Annotated in this window: 11 protein-coding genes and 1 pseudogene; 5 read left to right on the top strand and 7 right to left on the bottom strand. The window is 44.6% G+C overall.

Features of this window, described 5'->3' with window-relative positions; all coding sequences use genetic code 11:
• The 3 genes and pseudogenes from BIT28_RS00895 to BIT28_RS00885 all read right to left on the bottom strand — a co-directional run.
• On the bottom strand, positions 1-505 hold a 505-nt coding region (locus BIT28_RS00895; protein ID WP_245823624.1), incomplete at its 3' end, for an IS5 family transposase.
• 81 nt (positions 506-586) lie between these two features.
• A pseudogene (locus BIT28_RS30255) lies at positions 587-904 on the bottom strand (transposase); the annotation flags it as partial.
• 80 nt (positions 905-984) lie between these two features.
• The gene (locus BIT28_RS00885) at positions 985-1,191 is read right to left on the bottom strand and encodes a helix-turn-helix domain-containing protein (protein ID WP_075761758.1); all 207 of its coding nucleotides are present in this window, start codon (positions 1,189-1,191) and stop codon (positions 985-987) included.
• A gap of 133 nt (positions 1,192-1,324) precedes the next feature.
• Here BIT28_RS00885 and BIT28_RS00880 point away from each other — a divergent pair, with 133 nt between their 5' ends.
• From BIT28_RS00880 to BIT28_RS00870, 3 genes are read left to right on the top strand one after another with little or no spacing between them, the layout of a single operon-like run.
• Positions 1,325-1,534, top strand: coding sequence for a hypothetical protein (locus BIT28_RS00880; RefSeq protein WP_075761757.1), 210 nt, complete (start codon positions 1,325-1,327; stop codon positions 1,532-1,534).
• 10 nt (positions 1,535-1,544) lie between these two features.
• A complete protein-coding gene (locus BIT28_RS00875) occupies positions 1,545-2,717 on the top strand; it encodes a site-specific integrase (protein WP_075761756.1) in 1,173 nt (390 codons plus the stop codon).
• Positions 2,714-2,983 carry a hypothetical protein gene (locus BIT28_RS00870; protein ID WP_075761755.1) on the top strand — a complete coding sequence of 90 codons (270 nt, stop codon included), beginning with the start codon at positions 2,714-2,716 and terminating at the stop codon, positions 2,981-2,983. The genes BIT28_RS00875 and BIT28_RS00870 overlap by 4 nt, the downstream gene beginning before the upstream one ends.
• An 86-nt stretch (positions 2,984-3,069) precedes the next feature.
• Here BIT28_RS00870 and BIT28_RS00865 read toward each other — a convergent pair whose 3' ends face one another.
• The 3 genes from BIT28_RS00865 to BIT28_RS00855 are packed head-to-tail and all read right to left on the bottom strand — an operon-like array spanning position 3,070 to position 8,882.
• Complete coding sequence (locus BIT28_RS00865) at positions 3,070-6,087, bottom strand: tyrosine-type recombinase/integrase (RefSeq protein ID WP_075761754.1); 3,018 nt, start codon at positions 6,085-6,087, stop codon at positions 3,070-3,072.
• On the bottom strand, positions 6,080-8,308 hold the full coding sequence (locus BIT28_RS00860) for a hypothetical protein (RefSeq protein WP_075761753.1): 2,229 nt from the start codon (positions 8,306-8,308) through the stop codon (positions 6,080-6,082). The genes BIT28_RS00865 and BIT28_RS00860 overlap by 8 nt, the downstream gene beginning before the upstream one ends.
• Positions 8,289-8,882: a hypothetical protein gene (locus BIT28_RS00855; protein WP_075761752.1), complete on the bottom strand. Its 594-nt coding sequence runs from the start codon at positions 8,880-8,882 to the stop codon at positions 8,289-8,291. Before BIT28_RS00855 ends, BIT28_RS00860 begins: the two co-directional genes overlap by 20 nt.
• A gap of 2,032 nt (positions 8,883-10,914) precedes the next feature.
• Between BIT28_RS00855 and pulA the strand changes: the two genes are divergently transcribed.
• Both pulA and BIT28_RS00840 read left to right on the top strand, forming a co-directional pair.
• Positions 10,915-17,103: a pullulanase-type alpha-1,6-glucosidase gene (gene pulA, locus BIT28_RS00845; protein WP_075761750.1), complete on the top strand. Its 6,189-nt coding sequence runs from the start codon at positions 10,915-10,917 to the stop codon at positions 17,101-17,103.
• A 167-nt stretch (positions 17,104-17,270) separates the two neighbouring features.
• Entirely contained in the window at positions 17,271-18,110 is an 840-nt protein-coding gene (locus BIT28_RS00840) for a dienelactone hydrolase family protein (protein ID WP_075761749.1), read from the top strand.
• 571 nt (positions 18,111-18,681) lie between these two features.
• Here BIT28_RS00840 and BIT28_RS00835 read toward each other — a convergent pair.
• Positions 18,682-19,473: an acyl-CoA dehydrogenase family protein gene (locus BIT28_RS00835; protein ID WP_217696607.1), complete on the bottom strand. Its 792-nt coding sequence runs from the start codon at positions 19,471-19,473 to the stop codon at positions 18,682-18,684.
• Positions 19,474-19,637: the final 164 nt, after the last annotated feature.

Raw genomic sequence — 19,637 nt, 5'->3', positions numbered from 1 at the left:
GATGTAGCTCCGCTAATGAGGGAGCTATATCAATACCAAGTATTAATGGATAGCGGAATGTGGGGAGAAATTGGCGGTTACGTTCCTTGCCATGTTTCTTCATTTTCCACTCACCTTCACCAAAGACTTTTAGGCCAGTGGCATCAATGGCAAGGTGGCGAATTTCACCCCGTGCAGGCATCTTGATGGGGACATCGACAGTTTTGGCTCGTTTACTAATACTGGTGTAATGAGGGCAAGTGAGTGGCACTTTCATCAGAGAAAACACTGAGTCCATAAAGCCTTGAACGGCACGAAGCGACAGGTTAAAAAGTCGTTTTACCATTAGCGCTGTCGTGATAGCAGTGTCAGAATACAAGTTGCTGCGGCCACGATTGCCATGATGCTCTGAGCATATCCAGGAACTAATCGCTTCTTCATCGATCCAAAATGTCAGTGAGCCACGATTAATCAATGCTTGGTTGTACTCTTTCCAGTTGTTTGTTCGATAAACGGCTTGTTCCATGGAAATGACCTGTCTGAGATAGCTCTTCGATCAGATCATCGATGATAGAAAAAGTTCACTCTGATTTGTTCAACAAAGCCCATACAAGCTTAAAATCTTATCATCCATCGACTGAAAGCACATTTGATGCTTTTTGACGAGCTTAGGTTCAAAGCTGGCATCTTGGTCTTTGGGCGTATCAATGGAGATCTTGCCATCGTCCTCTGGAATTGCCATTTCGGCTGTTGGTAGATGTACTTTTTGAGTGCTTGTAATAACCAAGGTGCTCGTCTAACTCGACATTGAATGCAGTTTCAACGGTCACCTTGGTTAGCATTTTTCTGAAGTCACCTAAATCACGTTTAGTTTTTATTGATTAGCTGTTTCATGAGCGAAAGCTTCGAGCTGTTTTTTATCCATGAGCCTATCCTTAGCTATTACTGGCTTAATTATAAGCAGTTACACAGATTAAATTACAGTTTCTTAATAATGGTTAGTCACTATTTTTTTTGGACCTTTTCATAAAGCTCGCCAACTTCAATATCTAGATATTCACACAGCTTATCGATTGCTTCAATTTCTATGCGTGTTGCTGTTTCATTATAGATACGTGTGATTGTGCCCCGATTGATACCGGTATCTCTAGCCACATCGGCAATTTTTAGTCTTCGCTCTCCCATAATGCGAGAGAGGTTGCACTTAATCATGTTCTTCTCCGATAAAAAATGACCTCCTATAGATTAAAATGGCTTGCAATGAGTGATTTTTGTGATACATTTTAATCTACAGGAGAGCATTATGTCTTTTTGTGAGTTATTAAGTTGTATAGGAGATTGTAATATGGCTAATACCTATCTGACAACAGAAGAACTTGCTTCACGTATCAAATACGATCCTCGTACTATTCGTGAGCAATTGAAAGATGCGGTTTTAATTGAAGGCGTTCACTACATCCGTCCATTTGGTGGTCGAAAGATCTTATTCATCTGGGAGCGTGTCGAAGATCAGATGCTGCATGGTTATGTCGACGTTATTCCTATGATAGTGTAAGGAGATTTTCATGGGTACAGTTAATGGACGTGGAAAAAAGCTCTATTTAGATTTTCGCTATCGTGGTATTCGTTGTCGGGAACAGACAAATTTAGATGACACAAAAGCGAACCGAAAGCGCGCGGAAGTATTTTTAAAGCGTATTGAAGCTGAAATGCACTTAAAAACATTTCGCTACGAAAATCACTTTCCGAAGAGTAAAAAAGCCGAGAAGTTTCGGGCAATGGAACTTATGGAGCTGGCCTTATCGAGTGGTGAAGTACTTCACTTCGCGGAGTTTTCAGAAATTTGGCTTAAGGAAAAGAATGCTGAATGGCGTCTTTCACAGCAAAAAACTGTTGAAGATATTTTCCGTATATACCTCATTCCAGCCTTTGGGAAACGCCCAATCAACACCATTAAAAAGACTGACTTGATGGCCTTTCGTGGGGAATTAGTTGCGAAAAATGTGAAAGGGAAATCGCTGTCAGCTTCAAGAATTAATCACATTATGTCGCCATTAAGGATGCTTATTAATGAAGCGGCTGATAGGCATGGTTATGAAACGCCTTGGCGAAACATTAAACCGCTGCCGATCCCAAAGTCAGATGTAAATCCATTCACTTTAGACGAAGCAATGAACATTATTAATAATGTCAGGGAAGCTTTTAAAGCTTATTATACCGTACGTTTTTTTGCAGGACTACGGACGGGGGAGATTGATGGATTAACCTGGCGAAATATTGATTTCAAGCGTCGTCAGATTCTAATCACTCAATCATTAGTTAACGGTGAACTGGGTCCGGCTAAAACTCAAACATCCCATCGCTCTGTAGATATGTGTCAGATGGTGTATGACGCCTTAGTGAGTCACAAGCAATTGATGAGCGGTAAAAGTAAATTTGTATTCTCTAATGCCAACGGTAATCCATTATTACACCGCAATGTGACTCGGCGTATTTGGTATCCATTACTTGATTTTCTTGAAATTGAACGGCGTAATCCGTACCAAACTCGCCATACTGCTGCGACTTTGTGGTTGGCTGCAGGAGAAGCTCCTGAATGGATAGCCAAACAGTTGGGTCACTCTAATACTAATATGCTTTTTACTGTTTACTCTCGCTTTGTACCGAACTTAACTCGCAGAGATGGTAGCGCTTTTGAAGCATTTCTAAATCGTCAGTTAGAAGGAGACAGCAAATGAAAAATCCTGTATCGCGATCAGTTGTACTGACACCACAACAGGCTATGCGTGTGGCACACTGCCTTTGTAACTATTATTCGATCCCAGCTTTAGGCGATCAGTTCGTTGCTTTGATTGGTGAGGGTTATGAATATCAGAATGTCACTGCAATGAAAAACTGGGTTCAAAAGCAGGCAAATAAGGTCAGAAATAAGAGTGATATTTCTGAGTGGGCTGCTTTGCTTAGGAGTGATCTCGAGAGCTTTGGGATTGAGTTGATGGACTGAGCCAGAAATAAATAATGAGCCAGATAGCCAAAGAGCACCTTGATGTATTTAGGTGCTTTTTGGCTATCTGCTTTTCTCGAATATTATCAGGCGGGAGGTTCTGATTTAAACATCATGATCCCCATCATGTGGAATAGATATATTAATGCGTGAGAAGAAAACTTCTTGAGCTTTCCTTGATTGCGAATTTTCTTTTCATGTGGATGGCGTAGCTCAAGTCGAACGGTGCCCTGGCCAATACGACCCAAAGATGAACCCTTTTTACCCCGACGTGAGCTAATACCTAAATAGGCATCTTTCCACTGGCGCCGTATTGGACTATGTTCTATGTTATGAACAACAACCCGCCAGTAAGACTTTGAAATAACAAACTCAACAGCTGAGACAAAACGGGTGAGTTCACCTGGTTGGTTAAAGTTAATCCCTGACTGACTAATGTTTGTATGGTTCAGTGCATACAAAATTGCCCAATTGATCTCATCTCGTTGTTCCTTGTAGTGTTGCCGGAAGCTTATGACCCATTTGCTCACCATTCTTCGCTCTTCACAGCTTTGCAACATGCCTGGAAGCAGCTTGTTTTGACGGGCAGGGGAAAACCGACGCGGTTGGCTGTGAGTGTTTTGGGTGTGTAGTTGTCGAATATAAGTCGCGTTAGCGACCCATCGGTCGATTAAGTTGATATCAAGACGAAATTTGAATGCAATCTCTTGGATATCCAGACCATTATGGATATGGTCAAGTACGGTATAGCAGAGTTCGAGCGAATACTTTTTATCCTGTACAGAAGTGATGTCAGCTGTATCTACTTCATTATGTGACTGGTTTGAATTTAACAGTGCTATAGGCTTGATCTTAGCCGTGAGATATGGCCTGAAATTGTCGGGGAAAAGTACCGTATTTTGTGCTTTGAGGTTCAGGAAATGCCGTCTGCTACACAGGTTCATACTCATTGCTAATTGCTTTGATACTGGTAGTGTGATCATGCTTAGTTTCCACCCTATGAGCCAATCAGAAAAATGGAAGTAGTTATTGAAGCAGGTTTCTGGTGATGAGTGTCCGGCAAAAGCCGCTAGGGCGTAGTAACGGTTCCGGGGTGAATAACCAAAAATTAGGTGGCTGATCTTGCTTTCATGTACCAAGGAATAAGGAACAACATTGGGTATGATTTTTTGTGCATGATCAATTTCCGCCATAACTTGAAGACGGCTTAAACAACTGTGACGTAGGTGGTGGAATACCAGGTGCGATAATCCTGATAGTTCTCTCAACACATGTTTAGTGAAGTTGGAAATCAGAAACTTATCTATGGGGAGGTAGCTATCCTGACCCAGTGTAAAAACAAGATTGGTTTTTCTACTGGCTTTGGCACGTTTCAGCATAAGGTGCTGATTAACAATTTCCGACTCATGATCAAGAAGCATTGGAAATAGCGGCACTTTTCTTAGTGCTGATGCGGTTTTATTGTCTCCAAACGTGTTATTGCGAATCTCAATCCAACCGATACCCGAATTTTCAATATCGCAAAGCCGGAGTTTGATCAGCTCACCCAACCGTAATCCGCAGCGGTAGCCGATGATCAGTAAAGTCAGCAGGGCGTTTTTTTCTTCATGATTCAAATCACAGAGTTGGTTAATCTGTCGTAATAGGGCTGCAAATAACGTCTCATCGATAAAGCCGGATCGTGTATGTTTTCGATTATCAGAATCTGGTTCTATAGGGTTGAGCAGGGGCGGTAAGTCATAACGGTTGACACCAAAGCCGTGTAGTTGAGTTAACCGAGCTGAAAGATAGGTTTTAGCCTTGAGGGTTGCAACATCATCGATTAAGGATAGATAGAGGCTTTCAAAGTCATCAGCATCCATGTCTGTGAGGCTTTTTCCTTCTGTTGCAAATAGCCAGCGACGGGTCAAGGAAGAATGATAGGTGGCGATGGTAGATGCCTTGCAGGTATGACTCTTGACTAATAACCATTCTATTAACAACTGCTGATTGAAAGGGCGCGTTGTGGTGTCGATGTTGTTTAAGCGCTCTCGAAGCTTGTCAGGTGATAGCTTTATTTTAGGACTCTCTCTTTTTACGGCATCGGCCAGTATCGAGAATAAGTCTGAAGGTGCTGAAGTAGGGACTGTTTTGTATGTTGATGATGTGGGTACGATTACGCTTTTGAAATCATAAAAGTGTGTAATAGCACAGTTACTTACTTGGGTGAATTCGACTCTAGCCAGATTGCTCTGCGGCAGTGAATATGATTTTGTATTACCAATTGAGTATTCGATAAGTGCTTGGCTTAGATTTGCGTTGGGAAGTTGCTCTGTCACGGAAATTGCACAAGACGCTAATTTTTTCAGTGTATTGGGAAATTTGTCGCAGATCCCGCTGAGGTTAGTGATGATTGCCTGATAAGTTTGTTGACGATCTGCAGGGTGCTTCCATTTTGAACGGTCCAGCTTAGCCCATAGCCGAATGAGTCCAAGGGTTAACGGTGACAGGTAGCAAATGTATTGCGTGATTGTGGCATCATGATCATGAACATTGGTATTAACCCCTTTGGCATCAACTGTCAGAGTGATGAAAGGTCGTTCTGTGCATTGATAGAGCTTTATTGGCTCTGCCAGTAGTATTGAAAATGCTTCTAGCAAATGGATGTTACAGTGACCCGATTGGCACATAAAGGAAAGCATTAGCGCTTGGTAGCATTTCTCAGGTGTATCGAGATGCGATTCATTTAAGGTATTGAACCAGGACTGGTAAACATGTTGGAATGCCCATGCCTGCTGCAACCACTCTCTAGTTCGTAATTGTTTTTCCGCCTTTTGCGTAAAAAGATAGGTAGGTGAACTGACCTTCCACCCATTAACCTTTCTATGTTTTTCGATGAGGTGAACAAGGTGGTTGAAAGCAAGTTTGTAATCACGAATAGAACCAAATGATTTTTCGAGTGCTGTAGTTATGCTTGCCCACTTCTTCAGGAAAAGCGTGTTACTTGGGACTATATCTGGGTTGGGAAATTCCTTGGTGAATATTCGCCGAGCCAGAGTTTTGATTTTTTCAATTTGACGAATACGTTCTTTATGTCGATGATCGGCACCGATGTTATTAGCCATATTGCACCACCTTAATACCGTTTTGGTTGAGATGATGATTGATGATCTCGGCTATCTTATATAACTCGTTAAAGTTTAAGCTGCTGTATTGTGCAAAGGATGCTTCCCCGATATCTGCATGTCCCATCCATGCCGCGATCAGTTCTGAATGGATATTTGATTGATGTAGCAAGGTTCGAATATGGTGGCGGTGCCAGTTAGGAGGAAGCGGGAAAATGGAGTCAAAGATTGGAGCCATAGTTTTGGGCGAGACTTCATCCCAGTGGCTTTCTGAACGATAGAAAAATAGGTGCTCTTGGCCTGATGCCGCTTCTCGGTATCGCTTACATAGCGGTGTATCAGTATTGCGTAAATGGAACGCTGCGGCGTTAAGAAACGCAGTATATTGCTTGATACACTCAAGTGCAATTGGTGGCAAAACGATGACACGACTGGCGTCACCGAGACGGTTTTCTTTATCTGAAATCCAGAATTGTCCGGTATCTAGGCTAATATCTGTGATTTTTCCCAACCAGCCGGTAACGGGTCGATAGCCAGAGGATAGAGCAAGTATCATTTGTACGTGGACAGTGACTAAATTGTGATAGCTTGCTGGGAAGCCTTGCTCATCAGGTGAATTAAGCATTTCTAGTCGCTCAGTAAGTGCAGAAAAGAGTTGATGCAACAACTTGTCATCTATGGCTAATGGTGTACCGATTATTTTATTGCCTAATGTGTTAGTTGTAAGGCTTAGTTCCTGGCAAGCACTGATTTTCGATAAGAAATTGAGGTAACGTTGATAGGTGGCGAGTAAGCTATTTGATTCCAACTGTGTGTAAGACAGTGCAGCAAGTTCGCTGGGGGCAGATCCTTTAATCAACTCAATGAGAACCGGATCAATGCCTTCTTGTTTCAGTTTATGGCTTAGGAAAGTGGATATTTTTGTTTGGGTAATGTGGGTTTCATGTTTCTTGTTGATGTGTTGTAGATAATTTTTGATATCCGCATCCGTGACATTTTTGAATTTCAATGAGCGCAGTGATTCTGTAATAAGTGAGGGAACTGGAAATATAATTGAGGTATCAACTTTTCTGAGTAAGGGAGTGAGTTCATCTCTTTGTTTTTGAGAAGGTAGCGTATGAACGCGTTTGACTCCGGCAATTTTACCCTTATGCTTTTTGTTTCTCATTGCTCTGATTTGAGCACACTGGTTACCAAAGATCAGCATGAATATAAGCAGTTGGGCTGTGTCACTGTCTTCTGTGTGCAGTGAGGTAATACATTCTTTGAGCAGAATTTTAATTTCGAATAGGCTTGCTTGGTAAATGTCGCATGAGAGAGATAATTTCTTTTTTAGCAAGCGGTTACTGATGACCTTAGCTTGCATTGCTCGGGATGCATAGCTGGCAGCCGTGAGGGCTGAGAAGGTGACTGCACTGAGCTTTCTTGTTTGTCCTGAATCACCTTCTTCTTTTTCCCAACTCTCACTCTCCGTGGAAGAGATGGATATCTCACGTAGCTCAATGACTGTTTCATCACCATCATCCAGCTGTTGTTTGGAGCTTGAGTTAACGATTCCACTTTTTCTGAATTCTTTCGGAGAAACATTGCGAATGATACCTTCTTTGAACTCGTAGCTATCGCGGTAGGAGACATGAAATTTTCTTAACTGATTATTTACTTGCTTAGTTTTATCATTATTGGCGGTATCAGTGCGAAGTCGTTCTAATTCTTGGATTAAACTCGGAAAGTTATGGCGTAATACATTGGGTAGCCAGGCTGCAAGGTTTTCTCTTCGACCATCTGAAAATAGCCGAATTTCATCACATACTCTTTTTACTGCGGGCTCATGCCGTCCCATCATAAGGAGGCGCACGGATACAATAAGTGTCAAGGCCTTGTATTGTTCAAAACGGGCTTTGTCATAGGATGCTCGTTGAAGTTCACAACTGAGAAATGCTGGCAGGTAGTGTATGCCTAATGTTTCCTCTTTTTTAATGCTGGAAAATACGTCTTTGAGAGCTGAAGGAGGGGAAATCATTCGTTGGTGAGCTTCAGCGACAACAAACTTGAGTTCGTCAAATTCGCATTTATACTCCTGTCGGAGTATCGCCGCTAATCGTATGATTTCTGCCCCTAGTGATGCCAATGCCTCTGGGGCAAAACTAATAGGAAAGAGCAGTGATAGGCAACGCTTGATATTTCTACGCTCAAAGCTCTGTTCAATCTGAACATGATTCATCCTGGCCGCCTTTGATTAATTGTTCAAATATTGTCACTTTGGGAGTTTTAGCAATTTGCGGTTTATGAAGACGTTCTCTTTGCTTGGAAATCGTTGAGCGAGTGGTAGAACTAATGTCGGCAAGCTTGGGTTCAGAAAGATAGTTTTTACTGAACAAAATAGGCATTAACTTTCGGGGAAGATGCTCGTTAATTTCTTCATATAATTGACCAAGAGAGTCTGAGCGAATAGATGATAAAACAGTGGATAGGACGCCACGCCATGCTAATTTTTCAATGTCATTAGAGTCAAAATCTGATGGATAAATGAGTATGTTGGAATGCGAAAAATTCGTCTGACTGATGTCAAAAAAGCGCTGTTCAAATCCAGCAAACAGATAGATTTCAGGTGCGCTGTTTCGGATGGCATGAAGGGTTTGTCCGTTGTGAAAAAATGCTTGGCATCGTTCTGAATCTAATTGGCTAGGATCAAATTGATGACTCAATGACTGATAAAAATCGAAGGCATTTTGAGCGGAAGGATGGATAACAAACGATAAGTTTTTCTTATCTCTTTGGGGTAATAATCGGATCATAAAGCCAACTAGATTGCATGATAATCGTACAATAATTATACGTATGCTTGTGACCATATTTGTGATTGAACCCATAAATATGGTGAAAAATGGCTTTAATCGTCATTGAGGTGTTGAACGCTAAACTTGAAATAACTCTTTGATATACCTGATTATAACAGTTAACACCATTTAGCCTACGATGACACCGTTTGGTTGGGTTCGGCCTGTCACGCCGGGGGTCGCGGGTTCGAGTCCCGTCCGCTCCGCCACTACATGAAGGCTCAGTCGAAAGACTGGGCCTTTTTTGTATTCCCGCGATGAGAGTCCTTCGGCCTCTTGGTCGCGGCACTGGCCGTGCGCGTTGACTCCTGTCCGCTCCGCCACTACTTTAAGCCCGAGTCGAAAGACTTGGGCTTTTTGCTATTTGCAGGTTAGAGGATGGAACTCTCACTAGCCTTCGGCTTGAGTCCCGGTCGTGCGCGACCCCGGCCGTTCCGCCACTACATTGAAGGCTCAGTCGAAAGACTGGGCCTTTTTTGTATTCCCGCGACGAGAGTCCTTCGGCCTCTTGGTCGCGTCTGGAAGGCCAGCCCCGACTGGCCGTGCGCGTTGACTCCTGCTTGAATGCAAGCCCAGCCGTTCCGCCACTGATTTAAGCCTTATTAGAAAAGCGAGATTTTCTTCAAGTTTATTCAGTATACAATGAATAAACTTGTCGCTTTTCTATGAAACTTATCTAGTAATTTCATATAAATATTATTTATTAAAAGCTGTGTGAAAAATTTATAGCTGGCAGCCCTGATTTACCGGTTGGGCACATAAGGTAAGAGTTGAATAATTGAGAGTATATAAAAGTGCTCAGTAATTTGTTTATTTATTCAAGTTGTTTATTTGATTGTTGGCTGAAGTCTCAGAAAAAATGACAGATATGAAATCGCATTGATAATGTGGTTGTATGAAAAAATAGAAAAAAGTATTTAATTTTTTCGTCAATAAGCCGCTAGAATAAGGTACACAACATTAAAAGTTTTCATTATGATCCGAAGTTACGCTTTGTTTAGCCAAAAATATAAGAAAAGTCATTACTTTATAGTCAGTGCTCTACTACTCGCTATTGTTGGGAGTATAATAATGCTTCTGTCAGAGGAAAAAATAATCTTCTCGATTGGCTTAGTCTTACCGGCATTACCGTTTATCATTATTGCCCGAGCCTCTGATTATAAACGAAAATATCTTAACGATTAGCAATAAAGCTTTCTGTTTATATGCGTTTAAATGCGAATCATTCTTTTTGCTGAATGCCTATAAGCGTTTAGCGTAGCTTTAGTTTCATATCTTCACTTTCAACCAATTGTTCATAGGTGGTTGAAAGTGGATGACTTTTAATTTCATGTCTATATGGAGAATTGATAGTAATGATTAATGTTATTACTTAGCTCAGTAAATCCTCATATAAATTCACCCAACATCAGTCAATGTAGAGTGGCGGTGTTTATCAACACTAGGCTAGATCTCTGCGAGAATAGATATTTGATGCCAAATAAAATACAGTGTTCAAGGGGGGTTGATATCGTCCACTCGATGGTTTCTGCAGTATATGGATAGTTTTATGCGTACCTGGCGCATACTTATTATCTCGGCTTGGCTGTGATTATTTATTATCCATACAGTCCAAGTTTTCTGCAGTTTATCCTATGTACTTTTATTGATTAACAGCACAAATTTTTCATTAATATTGATTTGCTCAAAATGTTATTTATTTTCATAATGATCTCATTTTGTCGAACTAAAGGTGACGGCCATCTCGAATTTTTGGTTTATCATGTAAATCAATTAAATAAGTAGACTTACAAAGAGTGATTATCGTCAATTCTTTAGTTTCTACGCCTCTATCCTCATCCCCCTATCGGCATCCTGATAGGGTGAGGTGATTTATTGTCTTGTTCTTATACCCTTTTCTTATGTGTAAAGGTGAACAGTGCGCAGTTTCCTTTCGTTCTCGTTAGGGCGTGTTTTCACCGGTGCCTTTTTTAAATCAATGGGTAGAACAATGAAAACGAACCTAACCAAGCTGACCGTTGCCCTTGCATCGCTCGGTGTGATAGCGGGTTGTGGTGACAATGACACTGGTTCAGTGTCACCTCAGCCATCAACCCAGCCAGTAACCCAATTAAGTGTTCAGGCAATGGATGGCTATTTGCAAAAGGCCCAGGTATGGCTGGACGTGAATGGTAACTTCAAGCTAGATCCTAACGAGCCACAGGCGATAACTGGTGCAGAAGGTAAAGCGACTCTGGATTTGACCCAGTTTAATGGTGATCCGGCGCATTATTCGCTAATGACCAAGGTGCTGAAAGGGCAGACTATCGATGAGGACAACCCTGGTATAGCCGTGACGCGTGACTACGTGATGATGGCACCGAAGGGTTACCAGAAAATCAGCCCGTTAACGACCATGATTGGCCTGAAAATGGCTGAGGGTGCCTCGGAAGAAGAGGCTTTGGCTGCAGTGCGCAGTGAACTTGCTCAGCCTGATCTGGATCCAAAGCAAGACTATATCGCTTCAAATAATACGCTGCTTGCCCAGTCAGCACGTTCTATTGCCCAGCTGTTACCTGAGCAGTTGGATACCAATGGTATTGCCGAGCAGAAAGCGACGCTTTCTCAGGGGGCAACAGTGCTTGGACAAGAGATTGATGCACAGCGTAAGAATAATCAGGAACCTAACCTGAAAGACAAGACGTTGGTCAAAGGTAAAGACGGAAAACCTGCTGTTGCTGCTGACAGTGATAATGACGGCTTTGCTGACGATATAGATCTTTTCCCGAATGATCCGAAAGAAAGTGCTGATTTTGATAAGGATAAAATCGGGGATCATGCCGATCTGGATGATGACAACGATGGCTTCAATGACAGTGTTGAGTTGCGCCTGGGATCGGATCCTTATGATTCAAGCTCAACACCGCCAGACTTTGATGGTGATAAGATTGCCGATGCAGATGATCCTGATGACGACAACGATACGTTCAAAGATACCGAAGAGCTAGAGGTTGGAAGTGATCCCAAGAATCCGCAGTCCACACCGTTAGACTTGGACGGTGATGGTTGGTCGAATGCTGATGAGGAACGTTTAGGCACTAACAGTAAAGATAAGGCGGATCAGCCTGCCGACCTTGATGGTGATATGATTGCCGATGTGGACGATGCTGATATCGATAATGATGGTGCAGATAACAAGAGCGATGCATTCCCACGTGACCGATTCGAGAGTCTTGATACCAATGGTGATGGCCTAGGTGACTTTGCCTCAAGTGATGACGATGGTGACGGTATTCCTGACAGTATCGACCCTGATCCTAAAGGGACTGACAGCACGCCGGACAAACCTGCGCCTGAATACACGGAAGCGGTGATCCACTACAAGCGCGCCGATGGCAATTATGATGGCTGGGGCCTGCATATCTGGAACAACGACACTTGTGACAGTATTGCCGATAGCGCGCTGGAAGGTGTGTCTTGGGGAGCGCCTTTCCTGCCAACCGAGATAAGCAACGAATACGGTGCAGTGTATAAGCTACCGTTGAAGGCCGGTCACTCTAGCTGTATGAATTTCATTGTCCACAAGGGTAACGACAAAGCGCTAGGCGGCAATGATCTGCAGCTCGATTTTTCCAAGGGCGATAAGATTTACACCTTTGATGGTAACAGCACGCTTTATTATGAAGCGGTTACCGAAGTGCCGGTGAAATTGTCCGGGGCATCAGCGCATTGGTTGGATCTCACCACATTCGCCTGGTTCGAAAACAGTGACGCAAGCCGTTACGAGCTTTGGTCTACGGACAAGGGTAACGGTGACATCACAAAAACCGATGATTTTACGCGAGCAGCGCTCAGCCAATCGGGAGTGATCAACAATTCGAAGTTCCCGCACCTTGCCGGTCGGACGGCGTTCTCTCTGGATATCGAAAGCGACGCAGCTAAAGCCTTGCTGAAGCAGCAGCTTATTGCTGTCGCGATTGATGATAACAACAAAGTTGTTGCAGCAACCAAGGTTCAGATACCGGGAGTGGTTGATCAGCTCTACACCGCTGGCAAGCAGGATGCAGATGAGGCTCGATTGGGATCATGGATAGAGGGCGGCGAGGCCAATTTTGCGCTATGGGCCCCAACAGCAACTGATGTTGAGTTGTATTTATACGGTGCCGATAAGTCGTTACTGGCACAATCGCCTGTTACCTTGACAGAGGATCCGGCTACCGGGATTTGGCACTATAAAGGCAGTGCTGATCTGAAAAATGTCTTCTATCGCTATCGGGTTAAAGCCTACCATCCTAAAACCGGTCATATTGAGTGGATGACGACAACGGATCCGTATTCGTTATCATTAAGTACTTCGAGCCTCTATTCACAGCTGGTTGATCTTTCCGATCCGGCCGCTAAGCCTGCTGGCTGGGACGCTCAAATGATCCCGACTCTGGCAACTCCGGAAGAGAACATTATCTATGAACTGCATATTCGTGACTTCAGTGCCAGTGATAGCAAGGGAAGTCCTGAATATGACGGTAAGTATCTGGCGTTCACCGAAGAGGAGCGTGACAGTGTCAGCCATCTTAAGAGCCTTAAGGAAGCTGGCCTGACAACAATCCACTTACTGCCAAGTTATGATTTGGCATCAATTCAGGAAGATACTGCCAAGCGTGTCGATCTCAACGATACTGTCGAGAAGCTCTGCACAGTGAACCCTAAAGCTAATCTGTGCAGTGACGGTACTCCGCGTTCATCAACGATTCTTGAATTGTTGGAGAAAATCGATCCGGCTACCGATGGCGCGCAGGCACTGCTGGCAGATATCCGTCCGCTGGACGGCTTTAACTGGGGCTATGACCCATTCCACTACAATGCGCCAGAAGGTAGCTATGCGGTAGAAAGTGACGGCGTCAGCCGGATCAAAGAATACCGTAGCATGATCCTTAAACTGCATGAGCTAGGCTTCAGAGTCGTGCAGGATGTCGTCTATAACCACACCTTCTCATCAGGCCTTTATGATAAATCGGTACTGGATAAGACCGTACCTGGTTATTACCACCGCCTGAATCCGGTAACGGGTGCTGTTGAGAACTCAACCTGTTGTGACAATACGGCGTCAGAGAACCGGATGTTCGAGAAGCTGGTTGGTGACAGCATCATGATGTGGGCGCAGGACTATAAGATTGATGGTTTCCGTTTCGATCTGATGGGCCACCTGATGAAGTCGAGCATGGTCAAGGTCTATGACCAGGTGAAAACAGTTGATCCGGATAACTGGTTCTATGGTGAAGGCTGGAACTTCGGCGAAGTCGTCAATGGTGCTCGTGGCGAGAATGCCACCCAATGGCCAATGGCCGGGACAGGGATCGGTACCTATAACGATCGCCTGCGCGACGGTGTACGAGGTGGTGGTCCGTTCGACAGCGGTCTTGCCCTGCTACAAACACCGGGCTTTGCCAATGCCGGTGATCGTTTCGATGCCAACCTGAAGTCAAAAATGGATCTGATCCGTTATGGTATGACGGGCAATCTTCAGGCTTATCCGCTTGAAACTTCAACGGGTATCACCGTAAATGGCCGTGATTTTAACTACGGCGATCAAGGGGCGGCGTATACCTTGGATCCACAGGAATCCATTAACTACGTTTCCAAGCACGATAACCAGACATTGTGGGACTTCAACCAGTACAAGGCAGACCCAAGTGTGACGGTTGAGGATCGTGCGCGGATGCAGATCATTGGTCTGGCACCGGTTATGTTAGGGCAGGGGATCCCGTTCCTGCATATGGGCTCGGAGCTGCTTCGTTCTAAATCCATGGCGCGTGATAGCTACGACTCCGGTGACTGGTATAACAAGGTTGATTTTAGCAAGCAAACTAATAACTGGAATGTGGGCCTGCCACGGGCAGATAAAGATCAAGCCAACTGGGAGGCGATCAAGCAAGTTATTGCCAATCCGAACACTCAGGCTCGCCCGCAAGATATCGAATGGACCGATGCTCGCTTCAAGGAACTGCTGAAGATCCGCTCGACAACGCCATTGCTTAAATTGATCACTGAAGACGAAGTACTGAAACGTGTTCGTTTCCACAATACCGGAGCATCATCCGCGCCGGGAGTGATCGTGATGAGTGTGGATGACGGTGTCAATGCTGGCTCTGATCTTGATGTCAATTATCAGGCATTGGTCGTGGTGATTAACGCTAATATCAGTACCCAGTCGGTAACGATTGACGGCACTACCGGGTTTGAGCTTCATCCCGTGATGGCAAGCTCTGCCGATAGCAAGATCAAACAGTCGAGCTTTACAGGTGGTACTTTCGAGGTACCGGGACTGACTGCGGCAGTGTTTGTTAAACCACAAAGCGGAGAGCAAGGTGAAGGGCTTGGTGGCGAAACTAAACCTGTTGTGAAAGCCCCTTATGGCAGTGAAAAGATCTTTGTTCGCGGTTCTTTCAATAGCTGGGAGCAAGATGCCGAGATGCAATATATCGGCGACGGAAAATACTTGCTGGAACGCTATTTCGAGCCGGGAGTGTATGAGTTTAAGATTGCCTCGGGTGACTGGAGTACGGTGAACCTAGGTTTCGACCAGGTTAAATCCGGTGATGGCTCGGTTAGCTTTGAAAAGAACGGCGATAATATTCGTATCACGGTAACCGATCAGGGCGTGTGGCGCTTTGAGCTTGATGCCAGCAACAAAGACCAGCCTTCCGTTGTGGTGAAAGGTACCGGTACTGACTTTGCCTGTTATGGTGGCGACAGTAAAGCCTGTGATCTTCGTGTGTATCAGGTGATGGTTGAATCGTTCGTCGATGGCGATAGTAATACTGACTATGACAAAGGATATGGTCCGTCCCACCACCGTGGTGACCTGCAGGGGATCATTAATAGCCTTGATTACATCAAGAGCCTTAATGTGAATGCGTTATGGCTGACACCTGTGTTTGATTCCTGTGCGGGTACAGCAGGGGATAACAAGCTGGACGCAACTGGCTACTTTGCCTGTGACTTCTTCAACGTCGATCCGAATTTCGGGACCAATGATCAGTTGAAAACCTTGATTAACACGGCTCATGACAAAGGTCTGTATGTCTTCCTCGACGGCGTCTTTGGCCACACGAATAAAGTGACGGTGAAATCATCACCGACAGGCAAGTTGCCAACGTTGAAAGCGGGCGAGGCGAGCTATTCGGGTCAGCTGGTGGTTTATCCTGATAGCGATAGCTTGGCGTTCTTTAAAGAGGTGGCAACGCACTGGATCACCGAGTATGGCATCGACGGTTGGCGTTTGGATCAGTCCTACCAGTTGCCGTTAGCTGAGTGGCGTGAAATTCGTTCAGCGGTTGAAGCAGCGTCGGCTGACAACAAGGCCGCAGGCAAGCCTTGGGGCACCTTGGGTTACATGGTTGGTGAAGTATGGAAAGGGGCTGGTGAAATTGCAGCAACAACCTATGGTACCGACAAAGAACCGGCATTGTCTTCTGCGTTTAACTTCCCGCTACGATACGGTTTGGTTAAAGCTCTGGCTGTGGAGGAGTCTGGAAATTCCGGTAATGCAACTGAGATCAATGCATCCTGGAATAAGATCGAAAACTACCCATACCATGCAATGCCTAACCTGATGCTGGGCAACCATGACTTGGTGCGCTTTGGTGATTTGATCCAGCGTGGCAATAAAGGTGAGTACTTCCAGCGGCATAAAGCGGCGTTTAGTTTCATGACGGCTTGGTCTGGCCCAATCACCTTCTACTACGGCGAAGAGATTGGTGATGAAGTTGACGGCTTTGCTGCCAAGGTCTCTGACGACTGCGCTGCGCAAGGACTGTGTGATGATCACGTCGCTCGCTCAAGTGCCAATATTGAGGGTGTAACAGGTGTCACGCTATCGGCCGAACAGGCAGATTTGAAGGCTTGGCTTAGCAAGGCAATGGCGGTACGTGCAGCGACTCCTGCATTGTATAAAGGTAAGCGTCGTAATCTGTTGAGCTCCGAGATGGTGTATGCGGATCTGAAGCAATACGGCGATCAGCAGGTTGTGTATGTACTAAATACCACTACCGATGCACAGAACTTCGAGCTGGATATGAGCAAGGTGAAAGCGACCAGCCAGATAGTCGATCTGTTAACGGATGAAGTCATTGCAACGGGAGATCAGAAAACGACTATCACAGTCCCAGCCCTCACAGGCCGGTTGTTGAAGGTTAACTAACCGCTCCCTAATACATAGTTATCATCATGATAAAAAAGGAAAAGGTCTGCCTCGGCAGGCCTTTGTTTTAGGTAGTCTGCTCACACATTGTGCAACGGAAATGTTTTAATATAAATCCTTGATAAAATTGATCATTTCCTGATGGTTAAGCCTCAAATTAGGACGCTATGATGATAAAACGTGTAATTGCTTTGATGGTTTTTTGTTTTTTCCCGGTGATGGCAAATGCCCAATATAAAGGGGAGACGCTTCAGATCCCAATGGTAGACGAAGGGATGTTTTGGGATTCGAATATCACGTTGGAAGCAACGTTATACAAACCTGAGGGGGATGGTCCTTTTCCTCTAGTGATCTTTAACCATGGCTCTACAGGTGGTGGAGTTATTCCCGAAGACATGACTATCAACCCATGGGGCTTTGGTAGCTATTTGCTTAAAAAAGATATCGCCTTGCTTATTCCGATGAGAAGAGGACGAGGGGCTTCTGGCGGAAGCTATGATGAGTCATACACCTGTAACTCAAAGGGGATCTCCGAGGGTATTGAGTATGCACTGGAATCACTTGATGCCACATATAGCTATCTAGAGTCTCAGTCGTGGGTTAACAAAGAGAAAATTGTCCTTTCCGGTCATTCCAGAGGAGGGATGCTTTCGCTTGTCTATGCTTCTGAACACCCTAAAGCCGCGGTTGGCGTACTTAATTTTTCGGGTGGTTGGGTGTCGGATAGTTGCCAACTTAATAATGAGTCAGCCAACCTGCCAATGTTCAAAAATGCCGGGCGAAAAATGCAAGTGCCAAGTCTTTTCATCTACGGGCATAACGACCCTTTTTATGCCGATGAGACTATTGAAGAGTTTGCCGAAACGTTTAAAGCCTCTGGAGGCGATCTGACATTCAAATTTTATCAGTTAGGGCAGCAAGTCAGCGGTCATAGCGTATTTGAGTCGTATTGGTATCTATGGAACGGAGAGGTTGATGGATTCCTTCTGGATAGGGGGATGTACTAACTTCGGCTTAGCGTTCAGTATTCATTTGTTATATGAGGTGTTACCAATATTGCAAGCTGACACCTCATAATCAAAACATCTCATAATGTTAGCCTGATTTAAATCATTGGTTGAAAGAATGTAAACACCTATGCTGGATTAGCATTGTTTAATTATTTATGATGTAACCGTATCGATTGATTGAGGTAAACTGAATGAAATATTCACTTGCGGCCGTATCTATTGCTTTACTAATTAGTGGATGCGCAGAGACATGGAGTGGTGTTAAAAAGGACTCGGCGACTATTTGGAGTGAAACGAAGCAGGCAACAAGTGAAGTCGCTCAGAATACGAAAGAGGCTATCCACAAAGCTACAGAGTAATTAACTCTAAGTACGCAACGTTGGGAGAGATTTTCGTATTTCATGCCTGTTAATGCGGACATTTGGTAGTGCATAACTTTTGGATTAAGTGAATATCCCCATATAGATGCCCAATGTTGAGCCAGCAGAGCATTGCTGGCTCCAACTCCTTAAATATAGCGATGACAGATCTCCTGATATGATAAATCTTTAGGGCAGAGCCGGAACGTCTAGCCATTAAATGCTTGTCCCGGTGGCTCTTTATCCATTGCTAAGTAGCCGGTAAATAAGTGCTGACGCTTTTCTTGTAGCGGATGAAAATGTGAGGCCATGACATCGCGCAATAAACACTCAATACCAAAGTCGCGCAGGTAACCTGGCCCGCCGCAAGCCTCTACGGCTTTCATCGCCGTTTGTTTGCAAGCAGAAGCCGCGATAGTTTTGCGCTTGACTATATCGTTAACAGTTGCAAGATCCGCCGTAAAGTTGAAGTTATCAGTTATGGAAATCATATCTTTTACGACAACCTCAGCAGTGGTAAGTGCATTTTCCATCTCTCCTAGCAGGTAAGGTGTGACAGGATCATGGCTCTGCCTGCAGCGTTCTCTTGCTTTCTCGGCGGCTTTTTTGGCAATCCCGCAGTAAACTGACATGATCAGGGGTAGTGCTACAGGAAGTATAACCGACCACATAGCGTGATATTCCCCGCGAGGTCTGCGAGCCGCAATAGAGTCCTCTGGGATAAAAACATTCTTCATGACGACAGAGTTTGAACCTGAACCGCGCATCCCCATAGGTCGCCAGTTATCCAGTATCTGAACCCCTTCGGCTTTTGTAGAAACCGGAAAGTGAAAGACCATCCAACCGTCATAGGGATCTTGATATGGTGCGGAAGTAACAAACAAGTCACCGCCGGGAGAGCCACTGGCGAAATGCTTGGTGGCCGATAATAGATAACCGCCCTCTGTCTTTACTAATTCACCGGTAGATGCCAGCCAGTCACCGGCCCCGGTTGATATCAAAGCCAGTTCATGAGAGGCAACTTTTTCCAGTAAAGCTCTTCCTGGGCGACCATGCATATAGTTATAGTAGTTAGTTGCAACAATATGTAGTGGTCAACAGATTCCGGACATTGTTTTAAGCTGATTTTCGGCATTAACTGGCGACAGCCCATCATTGGCTTGGT

The sequence above is a fragment of the Photobacterium proteolyticum genome (assembly GCF_001939735.1).
Lineage (GTDB): Bacteria > Pseudomonadota > Gammaproteobacteria > Enterobacterales > Vibrionaceae > Photobacterium > Photobacterium proteolyticum.
Note: the sequence above shows the minus strand (reverse complement) of the source record. Positions and strands in the feature narration are given on the sequence as shown.